Origin of the sequence: Bacillus cereus ATCC 14579 (genome assembly GCF_000007825.1) — a bacterium.
In the GTDB taxonomy this organism is placed as follows: domain Bacteria; phylum Bacillota; class Bacilli; order Bacillales; family Bacillaceae_G; genus Bacillus_A; species Bacillus_A cereus.
The window spans coordinates 4674588-4695521 of sequence record NC_004722.1; the positions used below are offsets into that span (position 1 = coordinate 4674588).

Genomic DNA, 20934 nt, shown 5'->3' on the forward strand with positions numbered 1-20934 from the left:
TATTAAAATATATCGACTTACCGACAAAAAATGACAACAGTAACAATGTATAAAGAGGCTGCATGAACTTCATGCAGCCTCTTTATACTATCCAACTTCCTTTTCTCGCTTCGCACTTTCTTTAGCGCTCCATTTAAATATTTTATCTAATAAGGAATATATTCTCCCAGATTCTTTCGTTAACAAAGGTCCTAACGATGCTAATATTAAAACATACAAAGCTGAGAATGGTTTAATAGTTGCCATTAAGCCGCCCGCAATTCCAATATTCGCGACGATAATGGAAAATTCTCCGCGTGATGCAAGTGTTAAACCGATATTCGTAGAAGCCTTATGCGATAACCCAGCTTTACGCCCCGCAACCATTCCAGCAGTAAAATTACCGATAAGAGTAATGAAAACTGCTCCTAATGCCAACCACACTGCTCCTCCAAGTGAAAATGGGTCTATACTTAAACCGAAGCTGAAAAAGAATATGGCTCCAAAGAAATCACGAAACGGAACAACGAGCTGTTCAATTCGATCACTATGCTCTGTTTCAGAAAAGACGAGCCCCAATAATAATGCTCCAATCGCCTCCGCGACATGAATCGTTTCTGAAAATCCTGCTACAAAGAACAAAATAGCGAATATTACGATAATAAAAATTTCATTGGACGAAATATCTAACATTTTATTTAAAAATCGTGTAGCTTTTCTAGCAACTACAAAGAATAGTAGCATATACCCTACTGCGATTAAAATAGATGTAAGAGCCCCTACAAGTGACGTTGCCCCTCCGAGTACTAATCCTGAAACAACTGATAAATATACGGCTAAAAAGATATCATCAAACATAATGATTCCTAAAATTAGCTCCGTCTCTTTATTACCAGATCTTCTTAAATCAACAATTACTTTCGCAACAATTGCACTCGATGAAATTGTTATGATCCCAGCAATAATTAATGTTTCTAATAAGGGGAAACCCATTATATATCCGTAAAGTAAACCTAATATAAAATTAAGCGATATATGAACAGTTCCCCCAAAAGCAATTGACTTTCCTGATTTAATTAATTTTTTAATTGAGAATTCTAAGCCTAAATAGAATAAGAGGAATATAACGCCAACACGGCCGAGGAAGGAAATAACTTCTCCGCTTTCAATAAATCTTAAATCGATAAGCCCTAAATCTGGGGCATGGGGCCCCACTAGCATACCGAGTATAATGAGAAACGGAATAATCGAGAACTTTAACTTTGCAGCGAGAATAGCTGCAAAAGCGACTAATACTAACGCAGTCCCAACTTCAAAGATTAAAGTATCCATCGATTATGAATCCCCTCCTACTGAAAGCAACTCATTAATAATTCTTTTTACTTCATGTCTTTCACCTGATAGTACGAGCATATCGCCAGCTTCAATGATAGAATCTGGGCCTGGATTAAAGAACTTCTTCATATTCTTTTTCAAAATGGCAATAATCGTTACGTTATATGTGTTTCGGACATGTAAACTACCAATTGTTTTTTGTACGACTGGTGCATTATTTTCCACCTTAAACCACTCAATTGATAATCCTTCAAAGGCCATTTCAATCGTATCTAAAGCTTGTGGTCTATATACCATTCCGCCCAATATAGCTGCAATTTGTCTCGCTTCGGAATCACGAAGAGAGACGCTTGAAATACTCTCCTCATGATCAGCATCAAAATGGTACATTTCTCTTCGGCCATCATCATGAATAACGATAACCATCTTTTCATTACCTTTTGTAATCACTTCAAACTTACATCCAATACCCGGCAGTTCACTCTCTCTAATATTCATATTTTCCGCCTCCTAATTCTTTTAGTTACGGCTTTTATAAATCGACATCAATCTCCGTTTTAAAGGTCTCATCCTTTGAAATACCTAAATACTTTAGCGTCTCTGATGGAGTCGCGTGATGAAAATGTTTTTGCAACAGCGCAATCGCTATCCCTCTTTTGTACGCATGAAATCCGAATGTTTTTCGCATTGAATTCGTTCCGATCTTACCAACAACTCCAACTGCTTCTGCAGCATTATGAATTACACGATACGCTTGTTGGCGCGTAATTGAATTTGGCGTTTTATTAGATTGAAATACGTAATTTTCTCTTTTAACGCCAATAGATTGTACGTAATCTAAAAGCGCTTCTTTTACTTTTGTATTTAAATAAATATCTTGTTTGAATTTTTCATCTTTCACAGGAAGAGTATAAAACTCTTTAACAGTCCCATCTTCATTTAATACATCTTCAAATTTCATGCTAAGTAATTCTGTAATTTTTAATCCTGTGTTAATTCCAATAACAAATAAAAGATAATCTCGCTGGGAGTGCTCTTTTAAATATTTTTTCATAGCCTCAATTTGGCTTATATCTTTTAATGCCTCTACAACTTCCATACATGTATTCTCCTCATCTTATGAACGGTAATTTTCTCATTATGTTGTCCATTTTACCTTATCATGCTATGAGATTTCCATGTGTTATCCATTATTTTCACAATATACTCAGGTGGTTCTGAAAACTTTCAATGTGGAAACTTACGATTGTATAAATACGTTGCGGTAAAAAATGTGGGGATAAAAGTTCAGCTTCTTTCTACAGATTGGATTCCTCCTTTCCTTATACAGCTACTTCTACTTTTATATTACGTTACTTACTTGCATTATATTATATATATAAGTAACATTAAAGTGTTTTTTCTGAAAATAATAAAAACCGAGCCTTTTTGCTCGGTTTTTATTATTAATCTTCTTTCGGAAGAACAATTCCTTTATACAATTGAACTGTAATGAAGTAATAAATCGCATAAATAACTACGAAAATTACGATTGGTACCCAAATACGGAAGTACGGATCGATTAAAATAAATCCGAAAATATTCATACCAACTAATACGTGAGCGATACCCACAATTGCTGGGAATAAGAATACTAAGAATAACTCTTTATAAATCGATTTCGTTAATAACTCACGGCGCACACCGATTTTACGGAGCATTTGATAACGCGTAATATCTTTTGATGCACCAGAAAGAATTTTAAACATAAGACAGCTTGCCATCATTGCTAAGAACGCAATTCCAAGGAAGAATCCCATAAACACTGTTCCGCTCGCAAAGCCGTAGAACATGTCATACATTTGATGTTTACTATTCATTTGTTCAGCTTTTACATTTTTATATTTATCTAGTTGCAACTCGTCAATTTTTTTCCATTCTTTTTCATATGTTAAGAAATCATCTACTTTTCCGATAAATGCTATACCTTCTTTACCACTTATCCCATCGTACATTTTTTGATCTACAATTTTAATTGCATGATCTTCGTATATATAATATGGATGAATTGTGCTAAAAGCATCTACCCATTCTTCTGGAAGTTCTTTAGCGTTCACATCTTTTTCATTCATTTCTCTAGAAACTGCACCTACTGGTAATTCCTGTGAAGCCTTCTTCGTATTTACTAAATCCTTCATCGACTTCATATTTTCCATATCTTTTACTAAAGGACGATTTTTCTCTAAATCTTCTTTTACATAGTAAACGTATTTATCATCTACTTTGTAACGATATTCGCTTTTCTCTTTAAATGTAATACCGTTTAAAATTTTCTTTTCTTCAGCTGTCGGATTATGAACTACTGAATCATAGATTACTAAACCATCAACCATTTTTATAACGTTATTTTTAAACGCCATACCACCTGAAATTGCACCAGCTCCAAGAGCAACTAACATCGCTACTGTTGCAAGTACCTTTGTTAAGCTATTAATACGGAAATTTAATTGTGCAAATGTAAAAGCGTTAAGTCCTTTTTCACTACGCTTTTTATTACTTTTTAACTTTTTAATAATAACTGGAAGAAGTGATCCAAATAACATGTAAGTACCAGCTGTTGTTGTAATTAATGCAATAAGGATTCCCATCTCTCTTAATTTTTCCATGTAAATCATTGATGCATAGCCAATTCCTAATAAAATAACCGCAAGGAAGGCAACTAAGCCTGTCATTTTCCCTTTTACTGCAACACGTTCTGTTTGTGCATCTGCATGTACAAGTTGCAATACAGAAATACGTGATAATTTAATACTGTTCATAATTGCTGATAGTACAAATAATGCAAAGAAGAAGATGCAAGTAACAGTCATAGATGGGAGGTAAAATGCTTTATAGCCTTCACCAGCAAATTCTAATTGTTTCATTAATAATTGACCGATACCTTCTGCAAGTCCTACACCAACTGCAATTCCAATTGCAAGAGACGCGGCGCCTAATACAATTGTCTCAATAAACATAAGTAATGTAACTTTATGCTTTTTTGCTCCTAACATCATATACATACCAAACTCTTTTTGACGAAGAGATAGTAAGAAAGAGTTCGCATATAAAATATAGAAGAACGTTATGATTGCTAATAAAAATGAACCTGCTTGGAATACAAATCCGATTGATTTAATCACTGAATTAGATTCAAGAAATGATTCATTTAGTGCTAACGTTTGAAACATATAAAAGATTGAAATCGACATGACAAGACCAACAAGTAAGACGATATAATCTTTTAGCTTACTCTTTAGCCCTGACATGGAAAGTTTGAATAACATGCTCTAGAACCTCCTTTCTTACGCTTTTTGTGTGCCTAAGTCCGCAAGCACATCTAAAATTTCTTTATAAAACTCTTCACGTGTACCGCCGCGGTGAATTTCTTTATATAGCTCACCATCTTGAATGAATAAAATACGCTGACAGTAACTTGCACTGTACGGATCATGTGTAACCATCATAATAGATACGCCTTGATCTTTATTTAAGTTTGTCATCGCATCAAGTAAACTCGTTGCATTTTTAGAATCAAGCGCTCCTGTTGGCTCGTCCCCTAAAATAATTGCCGGCTCATGCACTAAAGCACGCGCTGCTGCCGAACGTTGCTTTTGCCCACCAGATACTTCAGATGGGTACTTTTGAAGTATTTCTGTAATCCCTAACATATCCGCTACTTTCTCGACTTTTGGTCCAATGTTACGTGATGGAACACCTTGCAAGGAAAGTGGAAGTGCAATGTTTTCATAAATAGATAAGTTTTCTAACAAATTAAAATCTTGGAAGATGAATCCTAATTTTTGTGAACGGAAATCAGAAAGCTCACCTTGCTTCATTTTTGTAATATCCGTACCCGCAATTTCAACAACGCCGCCCGTTGCTTTATCTAATGTTGAAATTACATTTAATAATGTCGTTTTACCAGAACCAGATGGTCCCATAATTCCAACAAACTCACCCTCTTGAATTGAGAATGACACACCTTTTAACGCGTGTGATTGGTTCTCACCTTTTTTACCGTACACTTTTTGAACGTTTTTCACGTCTACAACTGGTTTCGTCATATATATCCTCCTACGCTTGTTTTTCCATTACCTATTTTGCGCCTTTTGGAGGTGAACTGCTATTTGTTAACATTACATTTACCTTACACTTTTGTAATATAAAGAAGGTGGGCGTGTAAGTTTGGCTTTTACTACTTTGAATATTAGTGACATATCGAATCGGTAAATGAAATTATATCGGCGCAACTACAAAAGCTGAAAATAAAAATAGGCTGCTCCACAAAATGAACAGCCCACTTCTCTCTCTATTTCTTTAAAGGTGTTACCGTCCAGTACGTAATAACACGCCAAATCCATTCTAATGGACCCATTTTAAAGATTTTCATCCAAATTACGCTAAATACAATTTGAATTGCATAAATTGCAATACATACATATAAAGTCTGCATGTAAGTTAAGTTACCTGCAAAGTTACATACACTTCCTGCGATTAAAATCATTGCAGTTTGACCGATATAATTTGTTAAAGCCATACGACCATAGTATTTCAATGGTGCTAATAATGTTTGAACTGGTTTTAACTGAAGTAATAAAATTAATGCTCCGACATAGAAAGCTGAAATAATTGGTCCAACAGTAATACCAATTTTTAGAAACTGGCTTGCAGCATCCATTGTTCCGTCTTCATTCATAAGTATCATATTTACAAATGGATCAGCAGGAACGTGCCCATATTGATACCATACAGCTATGACACTTAAAACAAACATAATGCCTGTAAAAATAGCGACTTGCTTTATGTTTTTTGAAAGATTTTCAAATACACGATATTGTCCTGCAGCAAGTCCTAATAAAATTAAACCAAGTGGTAATAGTTCTTTAACTCCCATTACACTGAAGGCAATTGTCAAAATAAGTCCTAGTACTAGGTTCACTTCTTTTTTCGCTTTATAAAACGGTAAAACGATTAACCCGCAAATTGCGTATAACGCTAGTGCTTCTCCAGGCTGAAACATTTGATGAATTAAACCAAAAATAAATAGTGCAACTAAGCGGCGTAAAAATAAAACATAGCCATTTTTCCCTTTCGCAATCGCTCTTGAAATAAAGATATAGAATCCCACTCCAAATAAGAATGAGAAGATTGAGAAGAAACGACCTTCTACAAATAAGTATAAAAATCTTTGATAGCTAGCATCCACTGTGCTAGGATCTGGAATTTTAATGTTAAGTAGTGCGAGAATATTTACTAAAATAATCCCTAGTAGTGCAAAGCCACGAATGTAATCTAACTCATCAATTCGCTTGTTTATAATATTGTTCCCCATAAAGCAACTCCTTGTATAAAACTTAATCCTTTCTTACTCTACTGGAGAAAGCTGCTCACAACTATCGACAAACCTTACATAAATCTTACATTATTGTCATATAGCAAAATAAAACCAGGTCATATTGCGACCTGGTCTACTCTGATTGTTTCGATTTTTGAGGTTGTCCTTTTTTACTATTACGCTGTTTTACTTGAACAATCGGATCAAGTTCATTCGAAAACTCAGCGTTATGTCCATTTTGCGTTTTTTGTTCTGGGTTATTTTGATCTGAACGTTTCGCCATTACATTCACTCCTTATTAGTGCGGTGTAATAATCATTTGATGTTGCAATTGGCGAATTGCCATACGTGCTCTATTTAACTGCTCACGTTGCTCATCATTCGCATGTTGTTGCATCGTTTGTAAATCGTTATACGCTTGTTCTAATTGTAACTGCGCATCTGAATACTCCATCGTATTATAATGCTCTTGTCTCATACCAAGATCTAATTGTTCTTTCGCATATTCCACCGCTTGTTCCGCTTGTGTAATATAAGATTCAAGTGATTGACGCTCTGCCATAATTGTCCCTCCTTGCTTCAATTCCCCTTTAGTGTGTCCCTTCCATCTGAACCTTATGAGTATGTTATAATGGATTTTGTTTCATTTTGACTCGGCTTAGGAGGGAAAGTAATGAAGGTTCAAAACCCTTTTCCATATACAAACGACAATAAACGTTATCATACATGGAATTATCATTTACGAAATGAATTTGGTGAAAAAATCTTTAAAGTTTCATTAGATGCTGGCTTCGATTGCCCGAACCGTGACGGTACAGTTGCTTATGGCGGTTGTACATTTTGCAGTGCTGCTGGATCTGGTGACTTCGCTGGCGATCGCCGCGATGATGTTATAACGCAATATCATGAAATGAAAGAAAAAATGCGCTCAAAGTGGAAAGATGGAAAATGTATCGCTTATTTCCAGGCGTACACAAATACACATGCACCACTTGAAGTGTTAAAAGAAAAATTCGAACCGCTTCTAGCAGAAAAAGACGTTGTCGGTCTTTCTATTGCGACTCGTCCAGATTGTTTACCGGACGATGTCGTTGAATATTTAGCGGACTTAAATAAACGCACTTACCTTTGGGTTGAACTCGGACTACAAACCGTCCATGAACGTACTGCAAATCTTATTAATCGTGCTCACGATTATCCTTCTTACGTTGAAGGTGTAAATAAATTACGTAAGCACGGCATTAAAGTTTGTTCTCATATTATTAACGGCCTTCCACTTGAAGATTACGACATGATGATGGAAACAGCTCGTGAAGTAGCGAAGCTTGATGTACAAGGAATTAAAATCCACTTACTTCACTTATTAAAAGGAACGCCAATGGTGAAGCAATATGAAAAAGGACAACTCGAGTTCCTTTCTCTTGAGGATTACGTAAGTCTCGTTGTTGACCAACTTGAAATGATTCCAGAAGACGTAATTGTGCACCGTATCACAGGTGACGGTCCGCCTGATTTAATGATTGGTCCAATGTGGAGCTTAAATAAATGGGAAGTATTAAATTCCATTGATGCAGAATTTGTACGCCGCGGAAGCTGGCAAGGAAAATATGCAAATGAGGAGAAACAAAAATGAAATTAGAACGTGTATTACCGTTTGCTCGCTCGCTTCTGCAAACGGCAGTAAAAGAAGGCGATTACGCTGTAGATGCAACTTTAGGAAACGGCCATGACACTTGCTTCCTAGCTGAAATCGTTGGAGATAACGGAAAAGTATTTGGATTTGATATTCAAAAAGAGGCAATTGAAAGCTCAACAACTCGTCTAAAAGAAAAAGAACTTTTCGAACGTACTGTTTTAGTTCACGATAGTCACGATACACTTCTATCCATATTACCAGAAGATGCAAAAGGAAAAGTAACAGGCGCAATTTTCAACTTAGGTTACCTTCCAGGCGGAGACAAGCATATCGTTACAAAACCGAACTCAACAATCTCAGCGATCGAACAATTATTAGAAGTAATGGCACCTGAAGGTATCATCGTCCTTGTTATTTACCACGGACACCCAGAAGGACAAGTAGAACGGGACGCTGTTCTCAAATTTGCCGAAGAATTAGACCAAAAACAAGCACACGTACTGCGCTACGGCTTCATTAACCAGCAAAATAACCCACCATTTATTGTGGCGATTGAGAAGCGATAAAGTGAAACTTTAATCAGTGGGGGCATCCCCACTGATTATTAGTTGAACCAATCGGGCATTTATGGGCAGTTTATCTCCCACCTAACCTCTTTGCTCCAGGCGAATTTTAAGGTGGGAGTTTTACTGCCCGTTAATGCGGGGTAATATATCAACGATTTTTCAATTATATCTATCGTAACTCGGGATATATCAACGATTTTTTCGATATATCTATCATAACTTACAATATATCAACGATTTCTCGGATATATTGATTGTTCGACAAAACATAACAAAAAAAGACGTGCACTCATTGCACGTCTTTTTGTTATTCTCCTATATAATGGATATATACTATATTTGAAGAAAGAAGGATAGAACTTTGTTAGTAGAACTAAGGGGAATTCAAAAGAAGTATGGCAAATCACTTATACTAGACAACATTGATTTATCCATTCCAGAAGGAGAAGCACTCGCCATTATTGGCGGGAACGGGACTGGAAAAAGTACTCTACTCAAAATAATTGCAGGCTTTATTTCACATACGGCAGGGACAATTCAAAGGAAAGAACATATACAAATCGGCTATGTACCTGAACATTTTCCTGAAGGGATTCGTTTTACATTAGAGGATTATCTATTTCATCTCGGCCGCATTCACGGTTTATCAACAAAATATGTAAAAGATAAAATTCCGCTGCTTCTTGAAAGGTTTCATTTACTTCATGCAAGACATTCCGTTGTACGAAACTTTTCAAAAGGTATGAAACAAAAAACAGGCATTATGCAAGCGTTACTTACGGACGTACATTTATTAATTTTAGACGAACCGCTTTCTGGGCTCGATCCTAACTCTCAGCAAGAATTAGAACATATTTTACTCTCATTAAAACAACAAGGTATATCCGTGTTATTTACATGTCACGAAAAACAACTATTAGAAAACTTCGCTGATAGAATTGTGACGTTAGCAAATCATACAATCATAGAAAATATCTCTGCACAAAAAGGAGCAGAACAAGTCTATATTGAAGCAATCGTTCACGAAACATTTTCAGCGATAGAACTACAAAAACAATCCGGTTTTATACACGTTGCACACAATTCAAATCAAAACCTTATTCAATTGCACATCGAAAAAGAATATACAAATGACATACTTCAGTTTTTATTACATAAAAAAGCATCTATCACACTGCTACAACCTAATTTTTAAATCGAAAGAAGGTTTATTATGTTCGCGCTTATTCGTTACCATTTTCTCGACTATACAAAATCGTATAAGTACGTCCCTCCTATTGCGATGTACTTTGTGAGCTTACTTTTTGTATATACATATAAACCGACTCCTATTGTACCGACATATTTAGAAACAGCTCTCGCGCTTTATTTATTATCTGCCTGGATTACAATCACAATTTTTCATACGGAAGACCCTATACAAGAGCAAATTACTATTTCTCACACAAATAATATTTCCGCACTATATGTTGGTAAATATATTACAGCTCTTCTCATTTGTACTGTGTTATCTTTTATATCCGTACTCTACCCAATTATTTTGCAAATGTTTAATGAAAAAATAACAGTTTCTTTATTTCTAGTCGGATTTCTCGCTCACATGTCTTTCTCTATACTAGGAATTTCAATCGCAACATTATTTACTAGAAATATAATTCAAAAAGCAGGCACTGCTTGGCTTAGCCTTACATTCATATTACTTATAACGATTGCTTCTATCCAATTTAAAAAAGAGTTACTATGGTTTTTACCACCTGTCGAAAGCTTTCTCATGCTTGGACAATACAACTATAATATACTGACTCACACACTATGGCTCACAGCTTGGGCTATCGTATATTCATTTTTATTATTTACCTTATTTCTTTTTATCGTTCGCAAAAAACGTTTTTAATTACATATTAAAGGAGACGAAATAATGATCGGAATACTAGCAGGAATGGGGCCAAAATCAACTGGACCATTCATCGATACAGTTGTAGCAGAGTGCCAAACAATATACGGAGCAAAGCATGATATGGACTTTCCTCATATGATGATTTACTCGTGCCCAACACCGTTTTATATGGATCGCCCTATTGATCACGAAGCGATGAAAAAAGCGATTATTGAAGGGGCACAAAAACTCGAGAGTACTGGCGCAAGCTTTATCGCTATGCCGTGCAATACGGCGCATCTTTATTTTGAAGAATTACAGGACTCTCTTTCTATTCCTATTTTGCATATAGTTGATGAAACGTTACAAGCGATTCCTGAAACTGCAAAAAGAGTCGCTCTTCTCGCAACGGAAGCAACTGTTCAAGCTGATATTTACCAAGATGGGATTGCAAAGCGGAATATAGAATACATTCATCATGAAACATGGCAGGAAATGATTAATCAAATTATTACTTGTATTAAATCTGGAGAGATTGAAAAAGCTCACGAATTGTGGAATGCGCTCGTTTTACAATTGAGAGAGGAAGTTGATACCGCCATTATCGCATGTACCGATTTGAATGTGGTGGCGAGTGAGAATTTTGTTGATTCTTCTCAATGTCTTGCGAAAGCGGTTGTTAGGATGTATCTATCAAATACAAAGAAATCTTCATAAACATAGAAAACATCCCTTTTGAAATGTGTTTTATGTTTTATGAAAATCATCCTAAAAACTTTTAACTTTCTTCACAATTCTTTCAAAGTAATCACACTTAATCTCGCTATATTAAATAAGTAGTTATTCATATAGGGAAGGTTAGGGGAACTGAAAGTATGAAAGTAAATCGTTCGCTTCATTACATTTTTTGGCGTTGGCATTTTTATGCTGGGCTTTTTATTACGCCGCTTCTTATTACATTGTCACTAAGCGGAATTGGGTATTTATTTCGGGAAGAGGTTGAGGATTTCATCTATAAAGATTTATATTTTGGGAAGAGCGCTCAAACGGAATCTATTTCGATGTCTGATTCTATTTCCTTAACAGAGAAAAAATATCCACATTATAGCGTGGCGAAAATTAGTGAGTTTAATGGGGATTATAATACGAGACTTACGATTGCAAATGAGTATACTGGGCAACAAAAATATGTGTATTTAGATAGTAATAATCAAATTGTTGGGGATCAAAACGCAAGTGAAACGTTTGCTAATATAATGAGGGAATTACATAGTTCTCTTTTAGTTGGTGGCACTGTCGTAAACTATACTGTAGAACTCGCGGCATGCTGGACAATCTTTTTAATCGTAACCGGATTGTACATGAGTATACGACAATTCAAAAACACACCATCATCCAATAAGCGAGAAAAAGCAAAAAGACGTCATTCTATTATCGGTATTATATTTACAATTCCTCTCTTTCTGCTAGTCGCATCTGGATTGCCATGGTCAGGATTTATGGGGAACCAAATTTATAAAATCGCATCGTCAAATGAATCACTCGGATATCCAAAATTGTACATGGCTCCACCTGAATCAAAGGTAAAAGAATTGCCGTGGGCAACAAGAAAAGAAGCTCCGCCTGAATCAAATTTAAATGAACCGAAAGCAATTTCTGTCGATGAATTACAAAAAGGAATTGAAATAAAGAAGCCATATGTTATTTCACTACCAGCTGATCCGAAAGGTGTATTCACTGTTTCGAAATCGAGCGGTTCTGGTATTACAGGTATGCATGTTGCACCAAATGAAGAGATAACAGCTTACTTTGACCAATATAGCGGGGAGCTCATTTCAAAAACGGACTATCGTGATTATGGATTACTTGCACAATGGTTCACTTACGGTATCCCGCTTCATGAAGGACATTTATTCGGATGGCCAAATAAAATATTATGCTTACTAACGACATTATCTCTACTACTTCTCATTTATTACGGAATAAAAATGTGGTTAGCAAGAAAGCCGAAAGGAAAATTAGCAGCACCTCCAAAACAAAGAGATAAGAAAAGTATATTCGTTTTCTTTATCATGATGGTAATACTAGGCGCTGTCATGCCTTTATTTGGACTATCTGTTTTAGTTATTTTAGCGATTGAACTTCTTATATATGTATTTTCAAAAATACGATCATAATGAAAAGAAAACCACTCTACATGAGTGGTTTTTTTCATCACTGCGCTGTTTTCTTTCGGTACATCTTCCCGTTCCAATAGAAGAATCGTGAAGTGAGGCCTCCGTACTTTACAATGCGCCGTGCCATTTTGTGCATATTCTTTTGTGCTGATACTTTTTGATCTGATAAATAAATACCAAGTAACCCTCGGCTTATGAGACGATGAAACTTCGCATGAGGCAAATCACCAATGCTCTTCTCTGCTTCTTCTACAAAGTGTTTCATCCGATCTAATATCGCTTGCTCGTTTTCGTAATAACTACAGAAATTCAAATCTCCGCCTATACGGTCTTCTTCTTGATCAATGAAATAATCAAGCAAAATATGAAGTCCTTGTACGTAAGGGAAGTACCCTTGTCTAATTTTCGCAATATCTTCATCATGTAACTCATCATGAAATGCATATGCTACAAGACAGAAAATTCCAAGTGTAGAACCGGCACATGCTGAAAATTCAAACCAACTCATCTCAGGTAAGTTTTCTTTATGTGCTTCAAACCAATTTTTCAAGCGCGGCTCTCTTTCTTCTAATTTCACGTGTTTATGAATTTGCAAATCACAATAATAACAAGCAAGTTCATGAAGAACAGGAGCAATTTTGTCATAGTGCTTCGTTTTCTTTAAAACATCTTGGCATGTTTCAACAAGTTCATCTAAATAACCACCATCATCTTGATCATCACGATAACGATAATAATTACCGCCACCTTCTACTTCAGGTGATAATGCCATTAACATCGATTCATGCAGTGCGGCAAAATCATTTGGATCAAGTGATGTACTGCGATCACATAAATTATCTAAATAGTCGCTGATCGTTTGATACGCTACGATAAAACGAATACATTCTTCTCGGTGTTCATTTGCTAGCAGAGCTAAAATGCCACCGCCCTCACAATGAAACGTTTTATGCTCAATACTTGCGATTGCCTGACTATGAAGCTCATCATTCGGAATATGGTAGGCACGCTCTTTCCACATCGCTAGCTCATGGTGTACAACCGGAAACACATCACGGTATACTTTCGCCATGAGCGTTATGGGATTACTCGGTACGTTCACTTCTTCCTTCATCTCCTCTATTAAATGTACAAATAATGATTTATTTGTTTGTTTTTACTATATTATTGACATGCATTTCAGTAAATGACTGAATATAACTCAAAATTTCATCACGCTCATACTCATTTAATAACTCGTGATAACAATTCGGCCATTCTTTAAAAGCCTTATCACTTATTTTAACATTATCAAACCAAGTGCGGACACGTGTTTTATCTACAAGTTTATCCTCACAAGCTTGCATTAGCAAGAGCGGAACATCTGGAAAATCATCTATTTTTTTATGAGCAATTTCGATAGACTTAATCAATTCACTATACCAACGTACTGATACTTTGCGCAAGAACAAAGAATCATTCTCCATTGCATCTCTCACCTCGTGGTTACGTGTTGACATTTCCACCGTAAGATTCGTTGCAAATTGCAATTTTGGAGCCACAACATTTAATATTTTTGAAGCAAATTGAAGCGGAGCAGAGGGTCCAGTCACTACCCCTAAACAAGGCGAACTCAAAATAATACCCTCTACATCTTCTCTCTTCGTTTCTTGCATCATACGAATGACAATAAGACCACCCATACTATGACCGAATAGAAAAATAGGTAACCTATACTTTCTTGCTTCTTTCACCCATAGTTTAACTTCCTCTATGTATTCATCAAATGAATCAATATGTCCTCTATTTCTTGAAGGCGTTCCATGGGACGGAAGATCCCCCATCACGACGTGGTAGCCGATATGATTCCACATTTCCGCAACGGCTTCGTAACGTCCGTGATATTCCATTGCGCCGTGCACAATAACAATGACAGCCTTTGCTTCCTCCGCTTCATAATTCCACATACGGCTCTCCTCCATTTCACTCTTTCTCATAATTTGATACACTAAAACTAGTCTCTAGGAAAGGAAGACTTTACATGATATATCCTTACAAAGAAAAAAAACCGAAAATTGCGAGTAGTGCTTTTATCGCTGACTATGTTACGATTACAGGCGATGTTTACGTTGGCGAGGAATCAAGTATTTGGTTTAATACAGTCATCCGTGGTGATGTGTCACCAACGATCATTGGAGACCGAGTAAATGTACAAGACCAATGTACACTCCACCAAAGCCCTCAGTATCCTCTTATCTTAGAAGATGATGTTACAGTTGGGCATCAAGTTATTTTACATAGTTGTCATATTAAAAAAGATGCTTTAATTGGAATGGGATCCATTATATTAGATGGTGCTGAAATTGGCGAAGGAGCTTTTATCGGCGCTGGAAGCCTCGTTTCACAAGGAAAGAAAATTCCACCAAACACGTTAGCTTTCGGTCGTCCCGCGAAAGTCATTCGTGAATTAACAGCAGAAGACCGTAAAGATATGGAGCGTATTCGCACGCAATACGTTGAAAAAGGTCAATATTATAAATCATTACAGAAGTAAATTTCCGCTGCCATAAGATTGGCAGCTTTTTTTATATAAAAACTAACTTTTTCTTTACAAAACATTATTACTCCCTCAACAAAATCTTATTAAAATAAAAGCTAATATCTCCATATATATGTAAACGAGGGAGGAGAATTTTCATGAAGGTCAGTGGATTATATAAAATAGAATGTTACATTTTCAAAGGAATTAATCGCTACTTTGATCAAAAAACATTAAATATCTTTTTCAGCAATATTACTCATATCGGTGGCGCGACTTTCTCCATCGCACTCACACTTTTCTTTTTAATTTTTGCAAAAGGTACTTTACATCAGGCAGCAATTGCAACTGCTATTTCTTTAGCAATTAGCCATATTCCTGTACAAATATTAAAAAGATGGTATCCACGAAAACGTCCTTATTTAACAATTCAGGATGCAAAATATCCAGTCCATCCATTAAAAGACCACTCTTTCCCGTCTGGTCATACAACAGCCGTTTTCTCTGTCTTCATTCCATTTATTTGCTATAATCCAAGCTTACTTGCTTTCCTATTACCGTTAGCGTTATGCGTCGGTATTTCACGTATTTATTTAGGCCTTCACTATCCGTCAGATGTATTCGTCGGTATGTGCCTTGGCACTTGTTCTGGCATCATCTCTTTTTATCAATTCATCCCACTTTTCACATAAAGGAGTGATATGATGAGAGTCGCCATTTTTACCGATACTTTTACGCCACAAGTTAACGGGGTTGCGAAAACGTTAGAGCGATTAACACAATATTTTCAGAAAGAACAGATCGCCTATTCTGTTTTCGCCCCTCAGCATACAGCTGAAGATAATTTTGTAGCGAATGTGAATAAGATGAGAAGTATCCCGTTAACAATATTATATCCAGAATGTCGTTTTTCTTTTCCTACTCCGCGTATTAAACGGGAACTACTTTCCTTTAAACCTGACATTATTCACATTGCCACACCTTTCAACATGGGACTTTGTGGATTGTATTATGCAAAAAAGTTAAACATCCCAGTTGTCGGTTCTTATCATACTGATTTCGATGCCTATTTACGTTATTACAAAATCGAATTCCTCTCCAATATGCTTTGGAACTATTTAAAATGGTTTCATAGTCATATGCAAAAAAATTTTGTACCTTCCTTTGAAACATTACATCAATTAAAAAATAAAGGCTTTCAGACCCTCTCTATATGGGGACGTGGTGTAGATTGCACACTCTTTCATCCAGCTTACAATACAGACCTATTCCGAAAAAAATATAATATTACAGCGAAGTATGTCCTTTCCTATGTTGGACGAATTGCTCCTGAAAAAGATATTGATACGCTGCAACACCTTATCGTTAAAACAGCACATACTCGAAACGATATTCATTGGCTCATCGCAGGAGACGGTCCTCTAGCAACAAGTTTACGTGAAGCTGTTCCGAAAACAAATATCACTTTTACTGGCTATTTACAAGGCGGGGATTTAGCTGAAGCATATGCTTGTTCTAACATAATGGTGTTTCCATCAGCTACTGAAACATTCGGAAATGTCGTACTTGAATCACTCGCATGCGGTACACCTGTTATTGGTGCAAATAGTGGCGGGGTTAAAAATATTATTACAGATGGAAAAACGGGAGTTCTTTGTCCGCCTAAAAATGAAGATGCATTTCTATCATCCATTTATTTTTTATTACAAAATGAAGAAAAACTTGAGCAGATGGGAATAGAATCTTCCTCTTTTGCGAAATCAAAGAGCTGGGATGAGGTCTTTCGTGGCTTGCTTAACCAATATGAAGAAGTCCTTCAGCATAACGCATCAGAGTTGCTTGCTTAAATAGAAAAACTCCCTTCAAAAAACGAAGGGAGTTTATTACATGGTCATAAATTTTAGTTTAATAAATGATACATAAGGTTAAGCATTGTTTTATTTCTATATTAATTATATCAAAAATAAACATAACTAAACAGAATTGTAATAAAAACCCATAAAAATTAATATATGGTTATACAGTGTTTTAACTGTATAATGATTTTAAGAATTCCCCTTAAAATCAACTCACTCACATACCTTTATACAGCAATTGTTCCCCAATTCTGTATATCAAAAAAACCTTTCATTCATTTGAAAGGTCTTTTTGAGCCTGCACATATTCTTCTTTCGTATTTACATTTATAAACCAATCCGCATTCGCTTGTACATCTTCTCCAGAAACATACTTCACATTACATTGTGATAAAAGCTGCCCCATACTTCTTTTTTCTTCCTGAAGTAAAGCATAAATCTTTTCTTTCACGCGGTTATGATACGCCGCAAGTAGCGGTTGTTTTCTTCCATTAATAATAGGTACAACCGCATCATATTCATTGTTCGTTTGCTCTAGTAAAATGGTAAACCATTCATGCGAAACATTTGGCGCATCGCAAGGCATAATAGCGTACCAATCTGCTTCTATGTATTCCATTCCTGATACAATGCCGGCCAGCGGTCCATTCCCTTTATAGTGCGGAATGTCTTCTATAACAGGTACTTGTACGAATTGCTCTACTCGCTCTTTTATATCAGTATGGCTAATTACTACAATGTCTTGCAAAGTATTTCCCATCACTTTCACAATATGCTCAACAAAAGTAGTTTCCTTCCAAATTGCTAACGCTTTCGGCTCACCGAATCTACTCGACATACCACCTGCTAATACAATTCCAGCATACTTACTCATTGGCGATGCAGCTCAAATGTAATATGACCTAATTCCGGTAAAATTAATTTATTCATCGCAAGGCGAACCGCTCCGCTAGACCCTGGCATCGAGAAGACTACTTTGCGCCCAATTGTACCACCAATCGCTCTACTTAACATTGCGCTGCTTCCGATATCTTCTAAATAACTAATCATACGGAACAGCTCACCAAATCCAACAATTTCTTTATCTAATAACGCTGATACTGCTTCAATTGTGACATCGCGTTTCGTAATACCAGTACCGCCATTTGTTAATACAACATCTACATCTTCCTTATGATAACCAGCTAACACTGCTTGCTGAATACTTTCTTTATCATCTTTTACAATTTCATAAGAAGTTACTTTATGTCCCGCTTCTTTTAACAATTCATGTAATAGTTGTCCGCTCTTATCTGTTTCTTCCGTACGTGTATCGGAAATCGTCACGATCTTGCAACGCACTTCTTTTGGAGCTTGTTTTTTATGTTCAGTTACACTCATTTTTTATCTTTCCTTTCTTAAAGACTTTTCTTCATTTTATCATACATACCTTTACACAATTATGTATGAAGCCAATCATGCGCCATGATACAATATAAGTATACTAACCCACAAAAAGGAAAGTGCCCTTTCTTATACTCCTAGACTACACATCTTTAGCTACTCTTTATATTTTCTACATAATAGAATTCAATTTTAAAACTTGTACTAAAAAATAAATTGGAGGTCTACATAGTATGGAACTTTATAAAAAATTAACAACAACATTCATCCTCTTATTCATCGCTTCAATCACTGTCGGCTTTTCCTTAAAAGGCGCAATTCCATACGCTACATTAGTAAGCATTATATTCGCGACACTATTTTTACTAAGTAGTGCCTTTTGCGCAGGTAAAGCACGTCAAATGAAAGGTTGATTACATATGTTCCAGAAGAAATCAATCCTTTGTAAATCATGTGAAAAGGAAATACAAAAGGAGGACTTACATTGTTTGAATCAAACCGTATCCAGTTACGAAAGTTTTCCGAAGATGATATTCTAACATATTATAAATGGCATAATGATATAGACGTTATGAGTTCAACTACTCTCACTCTTGATAAATATTCCCTTCAAGACACAGAAAAACTTTGCCAGCAATTTATTCATTCTTCGGACTCTAAGAGCTATATCATTGAAGAAAAATCTACGCATCTTTCAATTGGTATTACTTCTTTAATTCATATTGATTCGTATAACCGAAACGCTGAATGTATTATTGATATTGGTAACAAGGATTACTGGGGGCAAGGTTATGGGAAGGAAGCTTTCACCTTATTATTGGATTATGCATTTTTAGAATTAAATTTACATCGCCTTTCTTTACGAGTATTTTCTTTTAACGATAGAGCAATTAAATTATATAAATCACTCGGTTTTCAACATGAAGGAACTTGTAAAGAAGCTATATTCCGCAATGGCAATTGGCATGACATTGAACTCTTCGCTTTATTCCAACGTAATTATAAATAAAAAAAGCTTTGCGCTCACCGCGCAAAGCTTTTTTTCATATATTATAGACCAGCTTGCTCTTTTAAAGCTGCTGCTTTGTCTGTACGTTCCCATGATAGATCTACATCAGTACGTCCAAAGTGGCCGTAAGCTGCTGTTTGTTTGTAAATTGGGCGACGTAAGTCTAGCATTTTAATAATACCAGCTGGGCGAAGATCGAAGTTGTTACGAACTAGCTCTACTAGTACGTCTTCAGATACTTTACCAGTGCCGAATGTATCAACTGAAATTGATACTGGTTGTGCTACACCGATTGCGTATGCAAGTTGTACTTCTGCTTTTTCAGCAAGACCAGCTGCTACGATGTTTTTCGCAACATAACGAGCTGCATATGCTGCAGAACGGTCAACTTTCGTTGCATCTTTACCAGAGAATGCACCGCCACCGTGGCGAGCGTATCCACCGTAAGTATCAACGATGATTTTACGTCCTGTTAAACCAGCATCACCTTGTGGTCCACCAATTACGAAGCGGCCAGTTGGGTTAATGAAGAATTTCGTTTCTCCATCCATTAATTCTGCTGGTACTACAGCTTTAATTACGTGCTCTTTTAAGTCGCGATCGATTTCTTCCCATGTAACATCTGGGTGATGTTGTGTAGAAATTACGATAGTATCAACACGTACTGGTTTACCATTTTCATCATACTCAACTGTAACTTGCGTTTTTCCATCCGGACGTAAGTATGATAATGTATCATCTTTACGTACTTCAGTTAAACGGCGAGCTAATTTGTGAGCAAGCGAGATTGGAAGTGGCATTAACTCTTGTGTTTCATTACATGCGAAACCAAACATTAAACCTTGGTCTCCTGCACCAATTGCCTCAATCTCAGCGTCAGTCATTTGACCTTCGCGTGCTTCTAGCGCTTGGTCAACACCCATAGCGATGTCAGCAGATTGCTCATCGATAGATGTTAAAACTGCACAAGTTTCTGCATCGAATCCGTATTTTGCGCGTGTGTAACCAATGCCTTGAATTGTTTCACGAACGATTTTTGGAATATCTACGTAAGTAGAAGTCGTAATTTCCCCCGCTACCAATACTAAACCAGTTGTTACAGTTGTTTCACAAGCTACACGTGCATTTGCGTCTTTTGATAAGATCGCATCTAAAATTGAATCAGAAATTTGGTCACAAATTTTATCTGGATGTCCTTCAGTTACAGACTCAGATGTGAACAGATGACGTTTTTTTGTCATGT

General features: G+C 36.2%; 24 protein-coding genes. 11 read left to right on the forward strand and 13 right to left on the reverse strand.

All coding sequences use genetic code 11. The annotated features are described in order from the left end of the window. Positions 1–87: 87 nt before the first annotated feature. The 8 genes from BC_RS23640 to BC_RS23675 form a co-directional block, all read right to left on the reverse strand. Positions 88–1311, reverse strand: a complete 1224-nt coding sequence (locus BC_RS23640; RefSeq protein ID WP_000380178.1) for a cation:proton antiporter — start codon at positions 1309–1311, stop codon at positions 88–90. Between the two features lie 3 nt (positions 1312–1314). Then, positions 1315–1812 carry a cation:proton antiporter regulatory subunit gene (locus tag BC_RS23645; protein WP_001026053.1) on the reverse strand — a complete coding sequence of 166 codons (498 nt, stop codon included), beginning with the start codon at positions 1810–1812 and terminating at the stop codon, positions 1315–1317. Positions 1813–1846: 34 nt separating this feature from the next. After that, positions 1847–2413, reverse strand: coding sequence for a tyrosine-type recombinase/integrase (locus BC_RS23650; RefSeq protein WP_000454210.1), 567 nt, complete (start codon positions 2411–2413; stop codon positions 1847–1849). 346 nt (positions 2414–2759) lie between these two features. Further along, positions 2760–4619, reverse strand: a complete 1860-nt coding sequence (locus tag BC_RS23655) for an FtsX-like permease family protein (protein ID WP_000897763.1) — start codon at positions 4617–4619, stop codon at positions 2760–2762. An 18-nt stretch (positions 4620–4637) separates the two neighbouring features. Continuing rightward, positions 4638–5399 (reverse strand): ABC transporter ATP-binding protein, encoded by a 762-nt coding sequence (locus BC_RS23660; protein ID WP_000165844.1) that lies wholly within the window; start codon positions 5397–5399, stop codon positions 4638–4640. Positions 5400–5644: 245 nt separating this feature from the next. Next, positions 5645–6667, reverse strand: coding sequence for a DUF418 domain-containing protein (locus BC_RS23665; RefSeq protein WP_000527690.1), 1023 nt, complete (start codon positions 6665–6667; stop codon positions 5645–5647). Positions 6668–6803: 136 nt separating this feature from the next. Beyond that, positions 6804–6953 carry a hypothetical protein gene (locus BC_RS23670; protein ID WP_001129340.1) on the reverse strand — a complete coding sequence of 50 codons (150 nt, stop codon included), beginning with the start codon at positions 6951–6953 and terminating at the stop codon, positions 6804–6806. A gap of 15 nt (positions 6954–6968) precedes the next feature. Further along, positions 6969–7232 (reverse strand): YtzC family protein, encoded by a 264-nt coding sequence (locus BC_RS23675; RefSeq protein WP_000840865.1) that lies wholly within the window; start codon positions 7230–7232, stop codon positions 6969–6971. A 111-nt stretch (positions 7233–7343) separates the two neighbouring features. Here BC_RS23675 and BC_RS23680 point away from each other — a divergent pair, with 111 nt between their 5' ends. The 6 genes from BC_RS23680 to BC_RS23705 all read left to right on the forward strand — a co-directional run bounded on the left by BC_RS23680 (position 7344) and on the right by BC_RS23705 (position 12925). Further along, complete coding sequence (locus BC_RS23680; protein ID WP_000868031.1) at positions 7344–8303, forward strand: TIGR01212 family radical SAM protein; 960 nt, start codon at positions 7344–7346, stop codon at positions 8301–8303. Further along, positions 8300–8872, forward strand: a complete 573-nt coding sequence (locus BC_RS23685; RefSeq protein WP_000764471.1) for a class I SAM-dependent methyltransferase — start codon at positions 8300–8302, stop codon at positions 8870–8872. Before BC_RS23680 ends, BC_RS23685 begins: the two co-directional genes overlap by 4 nt. Before the next feature lie 361 nt (positions 8873–9233). Further along, complete coding sequence (locus tag BC_RS23690; protein WP_000959720.1) at positions 9234–10067, forward strand: ABC transporter ATP-binding protein; 834 nt, start codon at positions 9234–9236, stop codon at positions 10065–10067. A gap of 18 nt (positions 10068–10085) precedes the next feature. After that, a complete protein-coding gene (locus tag BC_RS23695; RefSeq protein ID WP_000457766.1) occupies positions 10086–10766 on the forward strand; it encodes an ABC transporter permease in 681 nt (226 codons plus the stop codon). Between the two features lie 24 nt (positions 10767–10790). Further along, positions 10791–11465 (forward strand): aspartate/glutamate racemase family protein, encoded by a 675-nt coding sequence (locus BC_RS23700; protein WP_000579289.1) that lies wholly within the window; start codon positions 10791–10793, stop codon positions 11463–11465. 158 nt (positions 11466–11623) lie between these two features. Further along, positions 11624–12925, forward strand: a complete 1302-nt coding sequence (locus tag BC_RS23705; RefSeq protein WP_000867835.1) for a PepSY-associated TM helix domain-containing protein — start codon at positions 11624–11626, stop codon at positions 12923–12925. Between the two features lie 37 nt (positions 12926–12962). On the opposite strand, the gene BC_RS23710 is transcribed toward BC_RS23705, so the two are convergent. Both BC_RS23710 and BC_RS23715 read right to left on the reverse strand, forming a co-directional pair. After that, entirely contained in the window at positions 12963–14027 is a 1065-nt protein-coding gene (locus tag BC_RS23710; protein ID WP_001102461.1) for a tetraprenyl-beta-curcumene synthase family protein, read from the reverse strand. Positions 14028–14067: 40 nt separating this feature from the next. Then, positions 14068–14871, reverse strand: a complete 804-nt coding sequence (locus tag BC_RS23715) for an alpha/beta hydrolase (RefSeq protein ID WP_000267410.1) — start codon at positions 14869–14871, stop codon at positions 14068–14070. A gap of 74 nt (positions 14872–14945) precedes the next feature. Between BC_RS23715 and BC_RS23720 the strand changes: the two genes are divergently transcribed. The 3 genes from BC_RS23720 to BC_RS23730 all read left to right on the forward strand — a co-directional run bounded on the left by BC_RS23720 (position 14946) and on the right by BC_RS23730 (position 17290). Continuing rightward, positions 14946–15458, forward strand: a complete 513-nt coding sequence (locus BC_RS23720; protein ID WP_000640188.1) for a gamma carbonic anhydrase — start codon at positions 14946–14948, stop codon at positions 15456–15458. 143 nt (positions 15459–15601) lie between these two features. Further along, positions 15602–16135, forward strand: a complete 534-nt coding sequence (locus BC_RS23725) for a phosphatase PAP2 family protein (RefSeq protein WP_000868582.1) — start codon at positions 15602–15604, stop codon at positions 16133–16135. A 12-nt stretch (positions 16136–16147) separates the two neighbouring features. Then, entirely contained in the window at positions 16148–17290 is a 1143-nt protein-coding gene (locus BC_RS23730; RefSeq protein WP_001261602.1) for a glycosyltransferase family 4 protein, read from the forward strand. A gap of 280 nt (positions 17291–17570) precedes the next feature. Here BC_RS23730 and BC_RS23735 read toward each other — a convergent pair whose 3' ends face one another. Further along, entirely contained in the window at positions 17571–18173 is a 603-nt protein-coding gene (locus tag BC_RS23735) for a molybdenum cofactor guanylyltransferase (RefSeq protein WP_000049593.1), read from the reverse strand. Further along, positions 18170–18679, reverse strand: a complete 510-nt coding sequence (locus tag BC_RS23740) for a MogA/MoaB family molybdenum cofactor biosynthesis protein (protein WP_000117124.1) — start codon at positions 18677–18679, stop codon at positions 18170–18172. The genes BC_RS23735 and BC_RS23740 overlap by 4 nt, the downstream gene beginning before the upstream one ends. A gap of 236 nt (positions 18680–18915) precedes the next feature. Here BC_RS23740 and BC_RS23745 point away from each other — a divergent pair, with 236 nt between their 5' ends. Then, on the forward strand, positions 18916–19095 hold the full coding sequence (locus tag BC_RS23745) for a hypothetical protein (protein ID WP_000424797.1): 180 nt from the start codon (positions 18916–18918) through the stop codon (positions 19093–19095). A gap of 71 nt (positions 19096–19166) precedes the next feature. Next, on the forward strand, positions 19167–19691 hold the full coding sequence (locus tag BC_RS23750; RefSeq protein ID WP_000464126.1) for a GNAT family N-acetyltransferase: 525 nt from the start codon (positions 19167–19169) through the stop codon (positions 19689–19691). Between the two features lie 41 nt (positions 19692–19732). Here the strand turns inward: BC_RS23750 and metK are convergent, their stop codons facing one another. Then, positions 19733–20932, reverse strand: coding sequence for a methionine adenosyltransferase (metK, locus tag BC_RS23755; protein WP_000163123.1), 1200 nt, complete (start codon positions 20930–20932; stop codon positions 19733–19735). Positions 20933–20934 lie beyond the last annotated feature (2 nt).